Source organism: Brevibacterium picturae (assembly GCF_030453725.1).
GTDB classification, from domain to species: Bacteria; Actinomycetota; Actinomycetes; order Actinomycetales; family Brevibacteriaceae; genus Brevibacterium; species Brevibacterium sandarakinum_A.
Genome location: NZ_JAKDJU010000013.1, coordinates 1 through 18,077, shown reverse-complemented (window position 1 = coordinate 18,077; position 18,077 = coordinate 1). Strand labels below are relative to the sequence as shown.

At 63.9% G+C, this 18,077-nt stretch carries 16 protein-coding genes and 1 pseudogene; 10 read left to right on the top strand and 7 right to left on the bottom strand.

The window, feature by feature from the left end; translation table 11 throughout:
* Positions 1-86: 86 nt before the first annotated feature.
* The gene (locus L0G76_RS02865) at positions 87-614 is read right to left on the bottom strand and encodes a Dps family protein (protein ID WP_009884915.1); all 528 of its coding nucleotides are present in this window, start codon (positions 612-614) and stop codon (positions 87-89) included.
* A gap of 125 nt (positions 615-739) precedes the next feature.
* Here L0G76_RS02865 and L0G76_RS02860 point away from each other — a divergent pair, with 125 nt between their 5' ends.
* From L0G76_RS02860 to L0G76_RS02835, 6 genes are all read left to right on the top strand, one after another.
* Complete coding sequence (locus tag L0G76_RS02860; RefSeq protein ID WP_101598121.1) at positions 740-1,996, top strand: phospholipase D-like domain-containing protein; 1,257 nt, start codon at positions 740-742, stop codon at positions 1,994-1,996.
* Positions 1,997-2,332: 336 nt separating this feature from the next.
* Positions 2,333-3,349, top strand: coding sequence for a zinc-dependent alcohol dehydrogenase (locus L0G76_RS02855; protein ID WP_009884913.1), 1,017 nt, complete (start codon positions 2,333-2,335; stop codon positions 3,347-3,349).
* Positions 3,350-3,733, top strand: a complete 384-nt coding sequence (locus L0G76_RS02850) for a 6-pyruvoyl trahydropterin synthase family protein (protein ID WP_009884912.1) — start codon at positions 3,350-3,352, stop codon at positions 3,731-3,733.
* On the top strand, positions 3,730-4,716 hold the full coding sequence (locus L0G76_RS02845) for a glycosyltransferase family 4 protein (RefSeq protein WP_009884911.1): 987 nt from the start codon (positions 3,730-3,732) through the stop codon (positions 4,714-4,716). The genes L0G76_RS02850 and L0G76_RS02845 overlap by 4 nt, the downstream gene beginning before the upstream one ends.
* Entirely contained in the window at positions 4,713-5,708 is a 996-nt protein-coding gene (locus tag L0G76_RS02840; protein WP_009884910.1) for a class I SAM-dependent methyltransferase, read from the top strand. The genes L0G76_RS02845 and L0G76_RS02840 overlap by 4 nt, the downstream gene beginning before the upstream one ends.
* Complete coding sequence (locus tag L0G76_RS02835; RefSeq protein WP_304355841.1) at positions 5,705-6,577, top strand: lysylphosphatidylglycerol synthase domain-containing protein; 873 nt, start codon at positions 5,705-5,707, stop codon at positions 6,575-6,577. Before L0G76_RS02840 ends, L0G76_RS02835 begins: the two co-directional genes overlap by 4 nt.
* Here L0G76_RS02835 and ribA read toward each other — a convergent pair.
* The 3 genes from ribA to L0G76_RS02820 form a co-directional block, all read right to left on the bottom strand.
* Complete coding sequence (gene ribA / locus L0G76_RS02830; protein ID WP_304355840.1) at positions 6,507-7,937, bottom strand: GTP cyclohydrolase II RibA; 1,431 nt, start codon at positions 7,935-7,937, stop codon at positions 6,507-6,509. The genes L0G76_RS02835 and ribA overlap by 71 nt on opposite strands.
* Before the next feature lie 101 nt (positions 7,938-8,038).
* Entirely contained in the window at positions 8,039-8,749 is a 711-nt protein-coding gene (locus L0G76_RS02825; RefSeq protein ID WP_301477681.1) for a CDP-alcohol phosphatidyltransferase family protein, read from the bottom strand.
* Positions 8,746-9,801, bottom strand: coding sequence for a LysR family transcriptional regulator (locus L0G76_RS02820; RefSeq protein WP_301477679.1), 1,056 nt, complete (start codon positions 9,799-9,801; stop codon positions 8,746-8,748). The genes L0G76_RS02825 and L0G76_RS02820 overlap by 4 nt, the downstream gene beginning before the upstream one ends.
* 129 nt (positions 9,802-9,930) lie before the next feature.
* Here L0G76_RS02820 and L0G76_RS02815 point away from each other — a divergent pair, with 129 nt between their 5' ends.
* From L0G76_RS02815 to L0G76_RS02805, 3 genes and pseudogenes are all read left to right on the top strand, one after another.
* Positions 9,931-11,289 (top strand): MFS transporter, encoded by a 1,359-nt coding sequence (locus L0G76_RS02815; protein WP_069599859.1) that lies wholly within the window; start codon positions 9,931-9,933, stop codon positions 11,287-11,289.
* 31 nt (positions 11,290-11,320) lie between these two features.
* Positions 11,321-12,625, top strand: a complete 1,305-nt coding sequence (locus L0G76_RS02810) for an amidohydrolase (RefSeq protein WP_304355839.1) — start codon at positions 11,321-11,323, stop codon at positions 12,623-12,625.
* A 161-nt stretch (positions 12,626-12,786) separates the two neighbouring features.
* Positions 12,787-13,245: pseudogene (locus L0G76_RS02805) on the top strand (acetyl-CoA hydrolase/transferase C-terminal domain-containing protein); the annotation flags it as partial.
* 19 nt (positions 13,246-13,264) lie between these two features.
* On the opposite strand, the gene L0G76_RS02800 reads toward L0G76_RS02805, so the two are convergent.
* From L0G76_RS02800 to L0G76_RS02790, 3 genes are all read right to left on the bottom strand, one after another.
* Positions 13,265-14,539, bottom strand: coding sequence for an ArgE/DapE family deacylase (locus tag L0G76_RS02800; RefSeq protein ID WP_304355838.1), 1,275 nt, complete (start codon positions 14,537-14,539; stop codon positions 13,265-13,267).
* A gap of 118 nt (positions 14,540-14,657) precedes the next feature.
* Positions 14,658-14,906, bottom strand: coding sequence for a hypothetical protein (locus L0G76_RS02795; RefSeq protein ID WP_304355837.1), 249 nt, complete (start codon positions 14,904-14,906; stop codon positions 14,658-14,660).
* A gap of 17 nt (positions 14,907-14,923) precedes the next feature.
* Positions 14,924-15,190 (bottom strand): hypothetical protein, encoded by a 267-nt coding sequence (locus tag L0G76_RS02790; RefSeq protein ID WP_304355836.1) that lies wholly within the window; start codon positions 15,188-15,190, stop codon positions 14,924-14,926.
* A 569-nt stretch (positions 15,191-15,759) separates the two neighbouring features.
* Between L0G76_RS02790 and L0G76_RS02785 the strand changes: the two genes are divergently transcribed.
* Complete coding sequence (locus L0G76_RS02785) at positions 15,760-17,994, top strand: HNH endonuclease signature motif containing protein (RefSeq protein WP_304355835.1); 2,235 nt, start codon at positions 15,760-15,762, stop codon at positions 17,992-17,994.
* The last annotated feature ends 83 nt before the right edge of the window (positions 17,995-18,077 follow it).

Sequence of the window (18,077 nt, the reverse complement as noted above, 5' to 3'; positions counted from 1 at the left end):
ACACGGAGAAGCCACCGGGGATCATGTCTGTACGACGTGGTCACCGGTGGCTTTTCAAAGGACCGTCACAGGGACGGTTCCTCAGGTCAGTTCGACGGGGTGCGGGTCTCGGCGCTGAGGAACCACGCCTGCTGCTCCAGCTGCGAGATGAACTCATGGAAGATGTCGGCCGTGGTCGGGTCGGCGGCATCGACTTCGTCATGGACCTTGCGCATGGTCGCGACCGTGGCTTCGACGGCGCGCACGCTGAGATCGATGGCGTCATGGGTCGTGATCTCGCCGGCTGGGAACTCCGGCAGGGACGACTGCTCGGCGACAACGCTGGGGCGACCGTCCGCTGTGGCGTGCAGGGCCCTCATTCGCTCGGCGATGCTGTCCGAGCCGGTGCGGGCGATGGCCACGACCTCGTCGAGGTTGAGGTGCAGATCGCGGAAGTTGGGGCCGACGATGTTCCAGTGGGCCTGCTTGCCGACCAACTGCAGAGCAATGAAATCGACGAGGACGGACTGCATATTCTTGGCCAGAGCAGGGGACGCAGTGAAGCCGTGCTCCGCGTTCTCCGCGCCCGTGGTCTTCGTTCCGGCCGGCTGGGGTACCTTGACTGATTCAGCCATGATTCGTTCCTCCTAAAGCAGTGCAACGATGTGCCGTATATGGGCACCTCCTGCCGACGATAGACCTCAATCTTGGGTATGAGGTCAACGTTGCCGCCGTCTGGGGGCCGATATACTGAACAGTTATGGGAGCCATTCCGCGCAATCTCCGTCAGGGCCTCGATCGCCTCCGCGCCATCGCACCATGGGCCGCCGCCGGGCTCGCCTGCGCGGTCCCGCTCACAGTGGGGGCTTCATTGGCGATCGACCTGGTGCAGAAACGCGGTCGCAAACATCGGACGGCGCCACGTCCTGGGACCTTCCACGCCCACGTCGAAGACTCCCAGCTGAGCATCTACACCGACGGGGCGACACTGTATGACGACATGCTCGACGAGATCGGATCCGCAGGTGAGTCGATTCAGATGGAGACCTTCATCTGGAAGAACGACGAGATGGGCCAGAAGTTCATCGACGCCTTCAACGCCGCAGCACACCGCGGTGTCGACATTCACCTGATCTACGACGGATTCGCCAACCTGAGCACACCCAGGTCCTTCTACGACCAGCTCGATGAGACCATCAAGGTCCTGCGAGTGCCGACAGTGGCCCGGAAATTCTGGAAGGGACCACTGCGCTACTCCGGGTTCAACCACTCCAAGATCCTCATCATCGACAACGACGTCGCCTTCGTCGGCGGCTTCAACATCGGCTCCCTCTACGCCCGCCACTGGAGAGACACCCATTTGAAGGCCGATGGGCCCGGCACCTGGGGGCTGCGCCAGTCCGTCGCCCAAGTGTGGAACGAACTCCACACACCCGATGAACAGATACCGTGGGTCGCGCCCCAGATCTGGGAGTCGAAGCTGCGCGTCTCGGCCAACCTGCCGATCCAGCTCGTCTATCCGATTCGCTCGATGTATATCAACGCTTTCGAACGTGCACAGAACCGCATCTGGCTGACCACCCCGTACTTCATCCCCGACCAGCAGCTCCTCAAGGCGCTCATCGACGCGGCCGCCCGCGGCGTGGACGTGCGGATCATGGTACCGCAGGAATCCAACCACATCCTCGGCGACTATCTCTCACGGGGCTACTTCGAACAGATGCTGCGCTCCGACGTCACCGTTCTGCTCTACACCGCAGCCATGATCCACTCGAAGATCGCCACGGTCGACGGCACATGGTCAACGATCGGCACCGCGAACATCGATCGGCTCTCGCTGTCATTCAACTACGAGACCAATGTCGAGATCATCGATCCTGACTTCGCGGCGGAGATGGAGAAGGCGTTCCTCAGCGACGCCGAGCACAGCCAGGAGCTCGGGCAGGATTTCCTGGACCGCCACCCGGTGGCCCAGGTCGCCGAGTGGGCGCTGCGGCCCATGCGCCCTTTCCTGTGACGAACCGGTCCTGCTCTTGCGAGGACGATCGCGATTGATCACAGGCCGTAGGTGGTGTGCTTCCACAGCTTCGCCCAAGGGCGGGACGAGTCTCGACGTTGTCCAAGGTCGGTCCGTCGCCGCGACCCCACAGGTAGCGCTCCGCGGCCGTGAGGAAGAGCGAGGTGCAGTAGAGAGTGCCGCCGTCGCGCTCGATGACCCCAATGACAATGGTGAATCCGCCCGTCTGGGCTGGGGTGCCAGCTCCAGTCTCCGAAAGCCTGAGTGAATCGATGCTCTGCATTGGCGTGCAGCTCGACCCGATGATCGGCTCACCTGCACTGTTAGGATGCTCGTATGGCTTGGCAGTACTGGACCGAGGCCCACCGACAGGGACGTTGGAGGGAGGTGTCGACCCCTCACGCAGGTGCCGACCCAGGTACTGAGTCAGGTGTCGACGCGGGGCAGATGATGCGGGTACGCACGACCTCCTCGGCGGTGTCGAAGGGGACCGAAACCCTCGTCCATACCGGCCGAGTGCCACCACGAGTCGCCGATCTCATGGCCGCCCCGCACCAAATGGGCGATTTCCCCCATCCGGTCTCCTACGGATATCTCGCTGTCGGCGTCGTCGACGAAGGCCCGGCAGCATGGACCGGAACACGCGTCTTCGGACTGCTGCCCCACCACAGCCATCACCTGGTGACCCCCGACGATGTCCATCCGATCCCCGAGAGCATCTCCGACCATCGGGCGCTGCTGGCCGGAGCCGCAGAAACCGGTCTCAACATCCTCTGGCAGTCACCCCCGCACTACGGTGACCGGGTGGCGATCATCGGCGCGGGCATGATCGGAACCGCCACCGCGCTGCTGGCTTCGCATCTTCCACTCGATCGCCTCGAAATCATCGAGACCAACCCCGAACGGCGCACCCTCCTGACCAGCCTGGGCCTGACTGCCCTGACTCCCGAGGACGCCGGTGATGACTGTGACATCGCCATCCACACCTCAGGAGGCGAAGGCGGGCTGGCGCGGGCCCTCGAGATCACCGGCGATGACGGGACCGTCGTCGAAGCCTCGTGGTACGGGGACACGGAGCCCAAGGTGGCACTCGGTGCCGACTTCCACGCCAGGCGCCTTTCGATCGTCGCCAGCCAAGTGGGTCGGGTTCCGGCCGGACACCGCGCGCGCAGGACCCGCAGCGACCGACTGCGTGCGGCACTGACTGCGCTCCACGATGATCGTTTCGACGCCCTCATCACCGGGGTATCCGGGTGGCAGGACCTGCCGTGGCTGATGGACGAACTCAGCAGCGATACGGCGACCGCGGCAGCCACCCTGTGCCATGTGCTCGACTACGAAGAAGGGTCCTGAATGTTCAGCCTCAGCGTCAACGACCACGTCATGATCGCCCACAGTCTGCCGCACGAATTCTTCGGGCCCGCGCAGTCTCTCCACGGTGCCACCCTCGCCGTCGAGGTGACGTTCACCCGGGCCGAGCTCGACGAGCATGCCGTCGTCCTCGACATCGGTGAGGCTCTGGCGCTGCTCGACGACGCCCTGACACCGCTGCAGTATGCGAACCTCGATGAGCATCCCGATTTCGCGGGCCGCTTCTCGACGAGTGAGACCATCGCCGAATACATCGGCACCCGCCTCTCCGTTTCGCTCGCGGACCGTCCCGACATCGGGATCGCGGTCCACCTCCGCGAGAATCCTCGCGCCGCAGTGTCCTATACCGTTGCGAATCGGCCGTGACCTTCACCCTCATCGAACCGGACCTCGGACGCATCAGCGGGGGACTGCGCTACAACTCCGAACTCAGTGCTGCGGCCGGAGGCCGGATCGAGCGCATCACCGCACCGGGGTCCTGGCCCGAGCCGACGGAGGACGATGTGGCCAGGCTGCGCCAACTGGTTGCACAATGTCAGTCGGGTGAGTCGCAGCGCCCGGTCCTCATCGACGGACTCATCGGATGCAGCCTTCCCACACCGCTGTCTGGCCCGGTAGTGATGCTCCAACATTCGCTCGCACAGGGGCCTTCTGCTCAGCGCCGCGAGGCTGACTGTCTGCAGGCAGCATCTGCCGTGGTCACGACGAGTGCCTTCGCCGCCGCCAAGGTGGCCCGAAGATACGACATCACCGCCGAGGTTGCCCGCCCCGGAACGCATGTGCGCCCCGTGGCGCAGCCGGGTTCGCCTGCCCACCTCATCTGCCTGGGTGCGATGGAGGACAACAAGAACCAGCTGTTCCTCGCCCACGTCCTCCAGGAGCTGCGACGACGCGATGCCACCGCCTGGCGCTGCACCTTCGCCGGCCCCATCACCGACACCGTCTATGCCGAAGGCGTTCGTGAAGCACTGGAGGGCCTGACCTCGGTGGAGTGTGTGGGCGAACTCGACGAGGATGCCGTCGACGACCTCTACCGGCACGCGGACCTGCTGCTCCTGCCTTCGAAGGAAGAGACCTTCGGAATGGTCGTGCGCGAAGCCGCCGCTGCAGCCATTCCCTCTTTCGTCACCGCAGGCACCGGGGCGCAAGAGGCGCTGGGCGCTGGTCGTGCACTGGCGCTGGACGTCTCAGCCTGGGCAGACCTGCTGGAGCGGTGGTTGAGCGACGAGGCTGACCGAGCCGAACTCGCTGCAACGGCTCGTGAAATCCGTGAGTCCGCTGTGCCCGAGTGGAATGACACGGCGCGCACCGTGCTCGCCGTTCTGGAGGGCCAGGTGAGAGTCTCATGACTGCGGCAGAGCCGGGATGGTTGGACCTGAGGGTGCCCTTCGATGACGCAGCGCGAAAGCATGCGCTCCCGCTCCTCGACGAGGCGGCCAGGTCACTGGCGACTCGCGCGCTGACGGTCGACACAGAACGGCCGTTGGTCGTCATCGACGTCGGAGCGGGAACCGGTAACTCCATGCGGTGGTTCGACGCCCGCCTCACCGAACGACTGCGCGGACGTCGGGTGCAGTGGGTGCTCGTCGATGCCGATGAAGCCGCACTCGAGGTCGCCGCTGACAGGTTCGGCACCGCAGTGCACACGGTCGCAGCCCCGATCTCGTCCCTGCCGGACATCGCAGCCGAAGCACTGGCTGCGGCATCGTCGGCGGGGAACGCCGGTTCTGGGGCCGATCCGCGAACAGCATCCACCGTGTCGCCTCATCCATGCGAACTGCTCATCACCGGCAGTGCTCTGCTCGACGTGCTCACCCGCGATGACACGGCGGCAATCATCGAGACTCTGCACCGCTTCTCCGGAATCGGAATCTTCCTGCTCAGCATCGCCGGCCAGTGGCATCTCAGCCCACCGCACCCAGATGACGAAGTCATCGACGAGGCATTCGGCCGCCACCAGCGCCGTGATTCACGGCTCGGCACGCAGGCGGCGCCGGTGCTGGAGGCTGAGGCATGCGACATCGGTGCACGAGTGGAAACGTCGGCCGCCCCCTGGCATCTTGAAGCACCACGAGACTCGGAATTCCTCATCCGGTTCCTCACCGAACGCGTTGATGCCGCCATCGAGGAAGACCCCGGCCTGCGAGAGGCAGGTCGGTCGTGGCTGAAAGAGCGGTTGAACCATGTCGAATCGCGATCAGACGGTCAGTCAGGTCGCACGGAGGGTCAGGCTGCTGGGCTGCGCGTCGTCGTCGACCACACTGATGTGCTCATCGACGCCACAGACCACCGTGGTCGTGCCGATCGGCCCGCCCAGCCGAGCGGCGAGCCGAAGCGATGAGGACGATGTGGCTGCGGCGGGTGCTCATGCTGCTCATCACCGTTGCCCTGCTCGGCCTCACCGTGCGCATCGTCGGAATCCAGGCCCTGCTCGAAGGCGGGCGGGTGGTCACCCCCTTGACGATCCTCGCTTCGCTGGGCCTCGGCCTGCTCGCCACTGCCGGACAGGCCATGCGGTTCTCTCTGCTGCTGAAGCAGTCCGGAACTCATGTGACTCCGCGGCGAGCCCTTGCAGACTGCTATTCTGCCAGTCTGCTCAACATGATCCTGCCTGGCGGGTTGGGCGGAGACATGGCCCGCGTCGCGGCCTATCGCAATTCCGGCCCGCGCCGGTGGCTGTCCCCGCTGACCGTCGTCGGAGCCGAACGTCTGAGTGCCACCACTCTGCTCTTCGCCACGGCCACGTTCACTCTGCTCCCGGTGGCCTCGCGCTTCGCATGGATTGCCGCGGCGGTCGCGGCAGCAACCGGCGTCCTCTCCATTCTGGGCATGCGGGGGATGGCAGCATCGACGATCGGGATCGTGTGGCTGACGGCAGCGGTGACCATCGGATCGTTCCTCGGGCTCTACCTCACCGCGATGGCCGCGCTCGGCGGCCCGGTCACTCCGGCGCTCGCAGTCGTCGGCCTCGCAGCGATGAGCATTCCCTTGGGGGTCGGCGGTTGGGGAGTGCGCGAAGTCAGTGTGAGCATTCTGGCCGGCAGCCTCGCAAGCTCCGTCGAATGGGCGGTCACCTCGTCGACCGGCTACGGTCTCCTGGCAACGATCTCAACGTTGCCTGGCGCCATCACCCTCGTTGTCAGGCTGGTGGGCCGCCGCCACGACAGCGGTGAGAGTCCTCCGCGGAGCCACCGATCGCAAGCTCGCTGAGCAGGTACTCAGTGCACATGTCCTCACCGAACTGGTAGCGCCGGAACGGCCGACGCAGCGCCTCAGCCATGACCGGAGTGCCCTCGAAGCGGATCCCCGGAACCCCATTGCCGATGAACACGGGCGCCGAGGTGAGGAACAGCCGGTCGAGTATGCCGGCTGCAAGGAACGAAGACACAGTCCGTCCGCCGCCCTCAACGAGGATTGACCCGGCGACATACTCACGGATGAGCGAGACGATGCGTGCTGGAGGGATGTCGTCGCCCTCGGTCGCAGGGAGCCGCACCACACTGACGTGGTCGCCGACGTCCGAACTGGGGGCAACCTCGGCGCCGATGAGCCACAGCGTTGGTGACTCCGGTGAGGTGAGGACGGTGGCAGTGGTCGGGATTCGACCATGCGGGTCGAGGACGACGCGGACGGGGTTCTCCCCGGGCACCGCGCGCACGGTCAGCCGGGGATCGTCGGCGATGACAGTGCCGCAGCCGACGAGGACGGCACCGACCGACGCCCGGATCCGATGGAGGTGGGCACGGTCGATCTGCCCGGAGACGAACTGCGCGTCTCCATCGGACGTCGCGATGAAACCGTCCTCACTCTGCGCCAGCTGTGCGACGACCTCGTCTCCATCGGAGATCGTGTCATAGGCGGCCAGCGTGTCCTCTGCATCCTCTGTGCTGACTGTGCTGACTGTGCTCGCTGTGCCCTCGGCGTTCGTCTCCGTCTTGTCGACGTATCGGTGAACGGCAGGGGCAATATGGTCCATGAGGCGGCGTTTGGCCTCAAGGTACCCGGCACTCTCTGGTCGGTCCGGCACGTTCAGATCACGGCGTTCGGCCACCGTGATGCCCATGCCCTCAAGGGCGGTGACCTTGCTCGGGTTCGAGGACAGCAGGGTGATCTGCGGGCAGTCGAGATAGTGGAGGATCGCTGCCGCCCCTGTGTAGTCTCGTGCATCGTCGGGCAGGTCGAGGGCACGGTTCGCGGCGACGGTGTCGAGGCCGGTGTCCTGGAGGGCGTAGGCACGCAGTTTGTTCTCAAGTCCGATGCCGCGACCCTCATGCCCGCGCAGATAGATGAGAATACCGTCGCCGGCTTGAGCGATAGCCGCGAGCGAAGCTGAGAGCTGGTCACCGCAGTCGCAGCGATGCGAGCCGAGGGCATCGCCGGTGAGACATTCGCTGTGGACTCGCACAAGGGGAGCGTCCACCAACGCCGGGTCACCGATCGACATCACCGCATGGGCCGTTCCATCGTGGGCGAAGGTGCGGAGCGTGAAGAGTCCGTGGACGGTGGGCAGCTTACTCGGCGGCCCGCCGACCAGGCCGGTTGAGTCCGTGCTTCCATGCAAGGCAGTCATTGTCCAAGTCTACGTTCTGGCCGGGTCTGCATTCAGGCAAGCTCTCCCGAAACTTCCGACTTCTGGGCACCGTAATGGGGCCCGATGGAGCCTGCCGCATATCAGCGCGAAGGCGTTGGTCTCCGGGCTTCGGCGTGTTGCTCGAGCCACAGGACGTCGCGGCCGAAGGAGATGACGAGTGCGGCGAGGGCGATCGCCGCACTCATGATGCCGATCCACGGGTTCTCCACCGCCAGAGGTGACCCCGCGGTGAGCAGGAGGATTCCCTGGCTTGCCGCAATCGTCTTGCGCAGGACCGACGGCGGCAGCTGCCGTCTCCAGGCGGGCCGGATGAGGGTGGCCCCGCGGAAGAGGTAGTAGAAGGTGCCCGGCAGAAGCACCCACCATCCCCAGACCGGGATGAGAGCGACAGAGAGGACGAGAACGACGAGCGCATCGACGGATTCGTCGAAGTCGGCCCCCGCCGAGGTGGTCCTGGTTCGCCGTGCCACGTACCCGTCGCAGGCGTCGAGGACGAGTGCCAGCGCACCGACGGTCACGGCCGGCCACGAGAAGCCGACATTGCCGAGGACGAGGGCGGCGAAGACCATGATGAGTCCGAGGCGAAGGGTCGTGATGTCGTCGGCCGGCTGCCACTTCTCGGCGCGGAACAGACTCCGTCCAGCGCCGAGGACTGCGAGGGCGGCCATGATGAGAATCGTCGACCACTGGGGATAGACAGCCAGGGCGAGAACTATCGCGGCGCCGAGTACGCTCAGCGGTGCGAAGAGACGGAGCCCAGGCATCGGTGGTCGAGGGCGGGAAGTGCTCATGCCTCCGTTGTATCAGACAGCGACCTGCCTGCAGGACAGTCATTGTCCGCTGTGGGATCGTCCGGGCGGGCTGCCGGTCGACATCCTGCTGCGACGGAGGTGCCTCTGCTTCGTGGCCAACGATCGCCCAGGTCCCTGCCCAGCTGCTCCATGACGTTCTGGGTCTCACGGGTCAGGAGGTCGAGAGCGAAGCGGATCGTCCGCCGGTCCTGGGCTCCCGCCCGAGTGACCGCGGCGATGTGACGGGTCGGGGCGTGTTCGCCGGTCAGCGGAATGCGTCGCACCGGGTGCAGATCTTGTGAACGCGAGAGGCGGGAGGCGACGCAGACTCCGAACCCGTCGTGAACCAGGGCGGTGCCAGTGTTCCAATCATTGGCATAGTGGCCGATCCGAGGAGTGAAGCCGGCGCTGGCGCAGTTGGCGATGACCAGCTGGTGGTACGTGGTTCCCGGGCGGCCGAGGATCCACGTCTCCTCCCTGGCGTCGGCGATGGAGACCGAGGAGCGGTCGGCCAGGTGATGGTCGAGGGGGACCATGAGGTCGAGCGGGTCGTCGATGAGGAACTGCTGGGCGAAGCGATCATCGGAGCCCGCAGGCGTATCCGTGGTCACGGCGACGATGCCCAGGTCGACGTCGCCGGCCAGCAGCAGGTCGTAGCATTCGCTGGGTTCGGCCTCTATCGTCTGCGTGGCCAGATGCGGGAACTCCTCATTGAGCGCCCGCATCGTCTGCGGCAGCAGAATGCTTGCAGCGGTGGAGAACGCACTGAGGGTGATCGAGCCGGTGACGGTCGTCGAATAGGCGTCGAGATCGGCCAGCGCCCGCTCCCACTCGGCGGACATGACGTCGACATGGCCCAGCAGCGAATGCGCGGCGGGAGTGAGTCGGATATTGCGCCCGCGCTGCTCGAGAAGGACGACACCGAGTTCTGTGGCCAGCTGTTTGACCTGATGGGAGACCGTGGACGGCGAATAGTGCAGAGCCTCAGCGGCAGCGGTGACCGTGCCGTGTCGCTCAATCATGCTCAGCATTGTGAGTCGGTTATCAATCATGCGATTCCATCGAACGATAGCGTTTATCATCTTACGATAGACAACAATACTTCAAGAATTGCATCATGAAGTCATCAGGCCATGGCCACCCAGCCGACAGCGCCGATCTGAACAGAAGGAGGTTTCTGCTTGCCCGAGTACGCACGCATCAGAGGATCGAGGCGCCAGCTGTGGATCGGGGCCGCCGTGCTGTTCACACTCGCGGCCGCCGCCAACCTCGCCAGCCCCTTGTACCCGCTCTTCCAGCAGTCCTACTCGATGTCGGATTCGACGATGACGGCGCTGTACGCGACCTACGTCATCAGCTGCCTGCCCTCACTGCTGCTGTTCGGATCCGCTGCGGACGTTTTCGGACGCAAGCCCGTGCTCCTGGCTTCCATCGTCTGCGTCGGTGTCGGCACCGCACTGTTCGTCGTCGGCTCAATCGGGGTCAGCGGACTCTTCGCTGGTCGCGTGTTCACCGGAATCGGCCTGGGACTGGGCACCGGTGCCGGCATCGCACTCATGGTCGAAGCTTCACCGGCTTCACGCCCGTGGCTCGGTTCGACGGTGGCCACGATGTCCTTCGTCCTCGGCACCGGCGCCGGTCCGATCATCGCCGGCGCGGTGGCCGAGGCGACCTCCGGCGATGGAATCTCCGCCGGTGCGCTGACGGCTCCATTCTGGGTCATGATCGGACTCCTCATCATCACCGCCGCGCTCGTGGCGACCCTGCGCCTGCACAAGCCCATCACCCGGCAGCGCTGGCGTCCGACGTGGCCATCGGTGCCCGGTCCGATGCGCTCGAGCTTCAACATCGCCGCCGTCACCGGGTTGCTCGGGTGGGCCGCGCTCGGACTCTTCCTCGCACTGCTTCCCTCGATGACAGGATCGGTGCTGCCGGAACCGAGCACACTGACTTCGGGACTCATCGTCGGATCCGTCCTCGTCATCTCCGCTGCCAGTCAACTCGTGGCACCGAGGCTGCAGCCGCGGGCCGCACAGACCATCGGCCTGACGCTCATGGGACTCGGTGCTGCCCTGCTGCTCAGCTCCAACCTGCCCAGTTTGGGCGCCGCGACCGCACTCGTCCTCATGGCCGCTGCCGCCGTCGCCACAGGTGCCGGCCACGGCCTCAGCTATTGGGGAGCGAACCGGGAGACCGACCTGCTCACGCCGTCCCGTCAGCGAGCAGGCATCACCGCCGCCCTCTACCTCGCGTTCTACGCCGGGGCGGGGCTGCCGGCCATCGTCGTCGGTGCGATCGCCATCGGCACCTCGCTCATCGACGCGATCATGATCTTCACCCTGGTCCTCCTCCTAGCCGTCATCGTCTTCATCCCGGTGCCCAGCCTCGCGCTGACGACCATTCGCAGGTCCCGCGCCGAGGCAGCCGCGGCTCTCGACTCGCGAGCCGAGGAGAATGCGGCGCTCGACACGACCGCGACTCGGTCCGCCTGGGAAACTCCCAACCGGTTCGCAGCGAGTCAGGACTACCATTCGTACTGACGAATACTGACCCCTGACAGAGGACCCCAGCGTGACACTGACATCCGAACTGACCACGCAGCTCACCGCTTGGCGACGGGACTTCCATCGGTTCGCGGAGACGGGGTGGACGGAATTCAGGACCACCTCGGCGATCATCACCGTCCTTCGTGACCTGGGGTGGGACACGGTATATGGCCCCGAACTCCACGACCCCGACGCCCGATTGGGTGTTCCCAGCGCCGAGGTGCTCGCAGTCGAACGCGAGCGTGCCGTTGCGCAGGGAGCCGACCCCGAGCTGGTGGCGGCGATGGGGGACGGGTTCACCGGAGTCCTGGGAGTGTTGGAGACCGGCCGTCCCGGCCCCGTCGTGTGCTTCCGTTTCGACATCGACTCGAACGACCTGATCGAACTTGCCGATGACAGCCACCGCCCGTTCGCCGAAGGCTTCGCCTCGGTCAACGACGGAGCCATGCACGGCTGCGGCCACGACGGTCACGCCGCCATCGGACTGGGCCTGGCCACCTCGCTGACGAGGGCGCAAGATGAGCTGACCGGGACCGTGAAGATCATCTTCCAACCCGCCGAGGAGGGTGTGCGCGGCGCTCATTCGATCGTGGCCGCCGGCTGGTTCGACGACGTGGACCTGTTCGTCGCGACCCACCTGAAATCCGACGATGAGAAGGGCAACGTGCTCACCGGCTCCGATGGGTACCTGGCGAGCACGAAACTCGACGCGACCTTCTCGGGTGTCGGAGCCCATGCCGGGGGAGACCCGGAGAGGGGCAAGAACGCGCTGCTTGCGGCCGCCTCGGCGACGTTGAACCTGCACGCGATACCCCGGCATTCGGCAGGGGCCAGCCGCATCAATGTCGGCACCTTCCATGCTGGTGAGGGGCGCAATGTCGTGCCCAGGGCAGCCTCGCTGCGGTTGGAGACACGTGGTGAGACGAGTTCGATCAATTCCTATGTGGAAGATCGAGCTCGGGACGTCATCGCCGGTGCCGCCCGGATGTATGACATCGATGCTTCTGTCACGGTCGTCGGCAAGGCGGACCAGGAGTCGCCGAGCCCGAAGCTCTTACCGTATATCCGTACGTGCTTCGAAGGAGTCGACGGAGTCGCCGAGATCCATGACTCCGGTGGGCTGGGCGGATCCGAGGACGCCACCGCGATGATGAAGCGGGTCAAGGAGCGCGGCGGCCTGGCCACCTACGTCCAGATCGGCATGGACACCTCCTGGGGCCATCACACCGAACGCTTCGACGTCGACGAGGACATGCTCGCCGTCGGTGTGGAGGCAGAGACGGCCATCGCGCTCGGGGCGAGGGAGTACCTGGCGGGGTTGGAGCGGTAGTGCATCGGACTGACCAGCCACGGTAAGGGCAGAATCGGTGCATTCGCCCGTTTGATCTCGGACGGAGGCAGCGGCTGAACAAGCATCCGATTGACTCATTTCAATGTCGAGAATCACATGCGCGGACCTGAGTTCGAAGCTTGTCACCGCTGGTGAAGCCCGACAGTGAATTCGAGGGACTGACCGCCTACACGGAGGTCATCCAGGACGGGATGCTCGACCTCATCGACAACCGCCGCCTCGGCGTCATTGCGATCAACGGCATCGGCGGCTCCGGCGACTTCGCCCGCAACGCCTCCCTCAACTTCTTCGTGTCGAACTCGCTGGCCAAGGACGGGGCGATCTCCTCGGTCGTGCCCTTCGCCAGCCACATCGATCACACCGAACACGACACCCAGATCCTCGTCACCGAACAGGGGCTGGCCGACCTGCGGGGACTCTCCCCGGTGGGACGAGCACGCACAATCATCGCCAACTGCGCGCATCCGAGCTACCGGGACCGCCTCGGCGACTACCTGGATCGGGCGATCGCAGAGAACCCGAACGGACGGCACACTCCGCACCTGCTGGGTGAGGCTCTGTCCTGGCACGGAAACTTCCAGGCGAATGGGAGCATGTGAGGACCTGGGCTGACGAGGCTCAGCCTTCGTCGATACCGCACCATTCGGCGATGAAGAGCGCCATGGATTGCGTGCATTTGCGCACGGACTCGATGCTCACGCGTTCGTCGAATCCGTGGATGTTCTCCGAGACGGGGCCGTAGACCAGCGTCGGCATCTGGCCGTAATTGACGAAGACTCGCCCGTCGAGATAGCCGGGAGTGGTGAAGCTGGTGAGCTCTGCGTCGAAGGCCTCACGGTGGGTCTGTTCGAGCAGTTCCTCAGCATCGCTGCCCGGCTCGAGCACATAGCCATCGGCGTAGAAGCCGTTGGGGGTCAGGACCGTTTCGAAGGTCGGGTCTGAGCCGGCTCCGGCATCGGTCACGCACTTCTCGACCTCGGCCCAGGCATCATCGGCGTTCGTGCCGGGATAGGTGGCGACGCGGACCTGGAGTTCGCACCAGGCAGGTACGCTCGAAGGCCAGTCGCCGCCACGGATCTCACCGAAGTTGACGTTGATCGGGTGGTCAAGATCCTCGAAGTACGGGTGCTCGCCCTTCCTGTCGTTCCATGTCTGCTCAAGACCACGCAGGACTTGCATGACCTCGAACGCGGCGTCGATGGCGTTGAACCCATTGGCCATCTCCCTCGGGTGCGTGGGGTTGCCACTGACTCGGACCGTGAACCACAGGACGCCGACGTTGGCTCTGACCAGGGCATCTTCCTCGGGTTCCGAGATGATGACCGCGTCGGCGGTGTAGCCGCGCAGCAGTGCAGCTAGGGATCCGTTTCCGGTGCATTCCTCCTCGACGACGGACTGGAGATGCACACGACCGGTGAGGTCGAATCCCGCCTGACTGATGGATTCGAACGCGAAGAGGTTGGCGATGAGTCCTGCCTTCATATCACCGGCACCGCGGCCATACATCCACCCGTCGCGCACCTCGGCGTCCCAGGGCGAGCGTGACCATTTGTCCTCGGGCCCCTGCGGAACGACATCGATGTGGCCGTTGAGGATCAGGGTCTTCCCGATGTTCTGAGCGGGCTGGTATGTGCCGACGACATTGGTCATCCCCGTGTAATCGACGGTGGAGGGCCCGAAGCCAGGATGCGCCTGAAGTTCGGGGGAGTCGATGCTCCACCGGTCGAGGTCGAGGCCGAGGTTCTGCAGGCGTGACTCGATGAGGTTCTGTGCGGGTTCCTCATGCTCACGCCGGGAGGGTGAATTCACCAGTTCGGCGGTCGCCGCCAACTGATCGTCGAATCGGGCATCGACTGCCGCGAGGATTCGCTGTTTTGCGTCGGTGGTGATCATGACTTCTCCTTCGAGCGCAGCTCGTTCTGCGCGGTGGGCTCAGCTTCTACGCTGACCGTCTGCTCCGACTCTAGGGGAGCGCGGCCAGCGGTGCTGCAGCATTCTCACAGTCTGTCAATCATGTCATCAGCAGTGTCGGCACTGCTGCGACCACCCATGCGAGTCCGCGGCCGATGATTGCCAGTGATGATGCCAGCGCAGAGATCGGGTCCGACATGTCGAAAAGCAGGAGGGCGGCAAGCGCCGGAATGCCGATCGCTGAGATGCTCGCAGAAGCCCACTCGACGGTACCGACGGATTGGAGGATGGAAACGTAGGTAAGAACACCAGTGATGAGGATGACGACCGACCAAGACACCCTGATCATCGCGGCCTTGCCAGCTTTTAGGTTGATGAGGGCGGGGAGAAGTAGACGACGAACGCGAAGATCAGGCTGACGATCAGAGGCGCCAGAAACAGAGACACCGGGGAGGGGCCAGCCCGTTCCTGACGATGATCGGCGCCTTCTTCGTCCCCGTATTCGCGATTCTCATCGTCGTTTACTACATCATCAAGCGCCGGACCTATACGCGGGACATCCTGAGTGACGCAGGCGGCATCTATGTATACTCGCGCGCCGTCTTCCTGGGTTGCCGTGGCTGTGAGGGTCATCGGTGCCCTCGTGTCCTATCTGCTGACCTACGCTTATCCCAGCCCCGTCGGCGCGACAATCCCGTCATTCTCGCATCGTTTCTGTTGGATCTGGGGCTCTCATGGCGTTCGCGGCCTCGGTTCGCCGAGGTTGGCCGGGGCCATCTGTCCGATTCTGTCGGGTGAGCGGTGAACTTCGGTGAGCGGCGGGCCTGTGATGTTCTCCCTGTGATCTCCGTGGTCACGGTGGTCTCGTGTCAGTGCCGAATGGGAGCATTGAGTAACGAACCGACTCAAGTGGATAGTGAACAGACTCAGGTGTGTTCAGGGCATAGGGTGAGAAATGGAAGATTTATTCGAATATCTATGTACAATTACAATTCGAATCAGTTAGAATACTATTAACAGATGATCTATCTAGTGGTTTAATCACTCTTCCCGACGATGACGTACGAGGCAGGTGAAACTCGATGAAGAGCACATCCGCATCCCACAGTGGGCGGCGCGAAGGAGCCGGATCCGCGCACAAAGACGCAGGACGAAAAGGCGCAGGATGGAATGCGGGGCAAAGTGCTTCGCCTCGGTTTCGTGTGCGGTTCGAGTCCAGCGTCACTCGCCTCGGCGCTGCGTCTGCGGAGGCCGACAGGGCACAGCTGAAAGTTCAAGAACTCAGTGCCGGGGTCGTCCTCGAGCAGGTCATCCAGCATCACGGCACCGATGTCCCAGAAGGTGACTCTCCATACAAGTTCGCCACGATCGCCGGAAGTGTTGCTCGATGTGGTGCGTCCTCAGCCGAAGAGCGTGCACGAGAGGCTGAGGAACGTGCGACCTTCGACGTCACCCCCTGGAACCCGGTGCCGGTGGACGAATCGGACGCAGACCGATACTGCGTGGACCTCGTATGCATAGCGAAGGCATCGACGGCACTGATGCGCTATGACGCCGAATTTGCGAAGTGTGTCTGCTCGCCCGAGGTTGAGTCGGAGTCCGAAGCTGAGGAACTTCCCGACTTCCCGGGTTTCGAACCCGACACCGATTTCTCCCGCTGGGTCCATGACAATGTGTTCACCGAAGATCTCGTCGAACTGTCGGCTATCTTCGGAACCTCTACACCGCGCACGTTCCGGCGCCTGGCATCGGCGATGACAGTGATACATGGACTTCCGCGATTCGCGGACCGCGTCCGTGACGGCGAATTCACCCAAGTGCACGTCGATGCAGCTGCTGACCTGTGCCAAACCGTTGATCTGCGTTTTCTGCCCAAGCTTGACGAATACCTGTTCGTGAGAAGGGCCGACGTGACAAGTGAGGCGTTTCGGACAGCATTACGCAAAAAGATCCAGTTGCTCGAACCCGCAGAAGACCGAGCAGAGACTGCCGCTCGTCGTCGCCGGGTCGATGTCGACACGTTCAAGGACGGCACCGCATGCATGTCGCTGACGGGCCCGGCCGCCGAGGTGCACGCCAGCTTCCAGCGCATCCAAGCCATGGCCCGGGCAATTCACGCGGGGCAGGCGAATACCTTCAATCTGGCGCCCGGGGTCGAGGTCATCGACGAGCGGTCGATCAGCAATCTCATGTTCGACATTGCTACCCGTCCCCAACCGAGGTTGAGCATCAAGGTCAAGAGGGCGGACCCGGTGACGGGAATTCAGAACACGACTGAATCGACTCTGCTCGATGACAACGGGGCGCCGCTGTTCGACTTCAACGACCAAGGAGTCAGCGGACTCGTCGACTGCGCGAAGGACAGTGCACCACAGTCGGTAACAGGTACTTCATTCTCTCCCACGACCACGCCGCAGGAAGACGTTGCGGAGTTCGACGTGACAGTCGGTATGCCTACCGACCAATGGTGGATCGCACAGCAAGCAGCAGTAGTCGTTACCGTTCCCTATCTGACGCTGACTGGCGATTCAGAGCTTCCAGGTTCACTGGCCGACGGGTCACCTGTGCCGGCTGAGACGGCTCGACGCATTGCCGGCCGCTCGAAGACATTGACGAGAATACTGACAGATCCGGCGACGGGCACTCCCATAGACGCGAAGGCCACAACCTACCGGATTCCGAACGATGTAAGGAAGACGCTCATCGCGAAATGGGCGATCTGCACTGTACCGGGGTGCAGTCGGCGAGCCGAGAAATCGGAAATCGACCATGTCATTCCCTTCGACCATGACCACCCTGACCAGGGCGGATTGACCCGCTTCTCGAACCTGCACCCTCTGTGCAAGAAGCATCATGCGGTGAAGACTGCTCGAAGCTATTCGGTGCGGATGCCACAAACCGGGTTGGTCGAATATGAGTTCTCCCACGGGGTGACTGCCACGGTCGTGGCCCCTGATCAGCCGGTGGACGTTGCTCAAGCTTTAGCACTCTATGCGCTTACCGAAATCAGTCCCAGAAGATGGCGAATCCCGAAGGACAAAGTTCCTCCACCTCCATATGTTCTGGAACTGATGCCCGGCGAGACGACCATTCGAGAACGCGACGAAGCGAAACAGCGCGAACAGGAACGCGCTGAGCATGAGCGGCGTCTGCAGGAGAGCTATGACCGAGCGAGACTCAGGCGTCGGCAGCTGATGATCGACCGAATGCTGGATTGGGAGAACGCGGCATTCCAACCCTGCCTGCCGCCAGGTTCGGAACCGGTGACCATGAAGAGGCTGCCGAGGGGTCGACGTCGATTCCACGGCAACTACCGAGCAAAGAAGACAGCAGACGATCGGACGTCGAAGATCGAGTACGTGCGCATCAACACCGGCCGGCGAATGTCTCGAGTGCAGTGGGAACACGATCTGGCAGCAGATCCGCCGCCCTTCTGATTAGGACGAATCGATCCAGGCCAAGCGCGATCGGCCCTGTCTGAACTCCAGCAATCCGGTGCTGAAGACAGATCACTTGTCGC

Coding starts and splice junctions, on each gene's coding strand:
- L0G76_RS02865 (WP_009884915.1), bottom strand. CDS start 614: ATGGCTGAATCAGTCAAGGTACCCCAGCCGGCCGGAACGAAGACCACG.
- L0G76_RS02860 (WP_101598121.1), top strand. CDS start 740: ATGGGAGCCATTCCGCGCAATCTCCGTCAGGGCCTCGATCGCCTCCGC.
- L0G76_RS02855 (WP_009884913.1), top strand. CDS start 2,333: ATGGCTTGGCAGTACTGGACCGAGGCCCACCGACAGGGACGTTGGAGG.
- L0G76_RS02850 (WP_009884912.1), top strand. CDS start 3,350: ATGTTCAGCCTCAGCGTCAACGACCACGTCATGATCGCCCACAGTCTG.
- L0G76_RS02840 (WP_009884910.1), top strand. CDS start 4,713: ATGACTGCGGCAGAGCCGGGATGGTTGGACCTGAGGGTGCCCTTCGAT.
- L0G76_RS02835 (WP_304355841.1), top strand. CDS start 5,705: ATGAGGACGATGTGGCTGCGGCGGGTGCTCATGCTGCTCATCACCGTT.
- ribA (WP_304355840.1), bottom strand. CDS start 7,937: ATGACTGCCTTGCATGGAAGCACGGACTCAACCGGCCTGGTCGGCGGG.
- L0G76_RS02825 (WP_301477681.1), bottom strand. CDS start 8,749: ATGAGCACTTCCCGCCCTCGACCACCGATGCCTGGGCTCCGTCTCTTC.
- L0G76_RS02820 (WP_301477679.1), bottom strand. CDS start 9,801: ATGATTGATAACCGACTCACAATGCTGAGCATGATTGAGCGACACGGC.
- L0G76_RS02800 (WP_304355838.1), bottom strand. CDS start 14,539: ATGATCACCACCGACGCAAAACAGCGAATCCTCGCGGCAGTCGATGCC.
- L0G76_RS02795 (WP_304355837.1), bottom strand. CDS start 14,906: ATGATCAGGGTGTCTTGGTCGGTCGTCATCCTCATCACTGGTGTTCTT.
- L0G76_RS02790 (WP_304355836.1), bottom strand. CDS start 15,190: ATGACCCTCACAGCCACGGCAACCCAGGAAGACGGCGCGCGAGTATAC.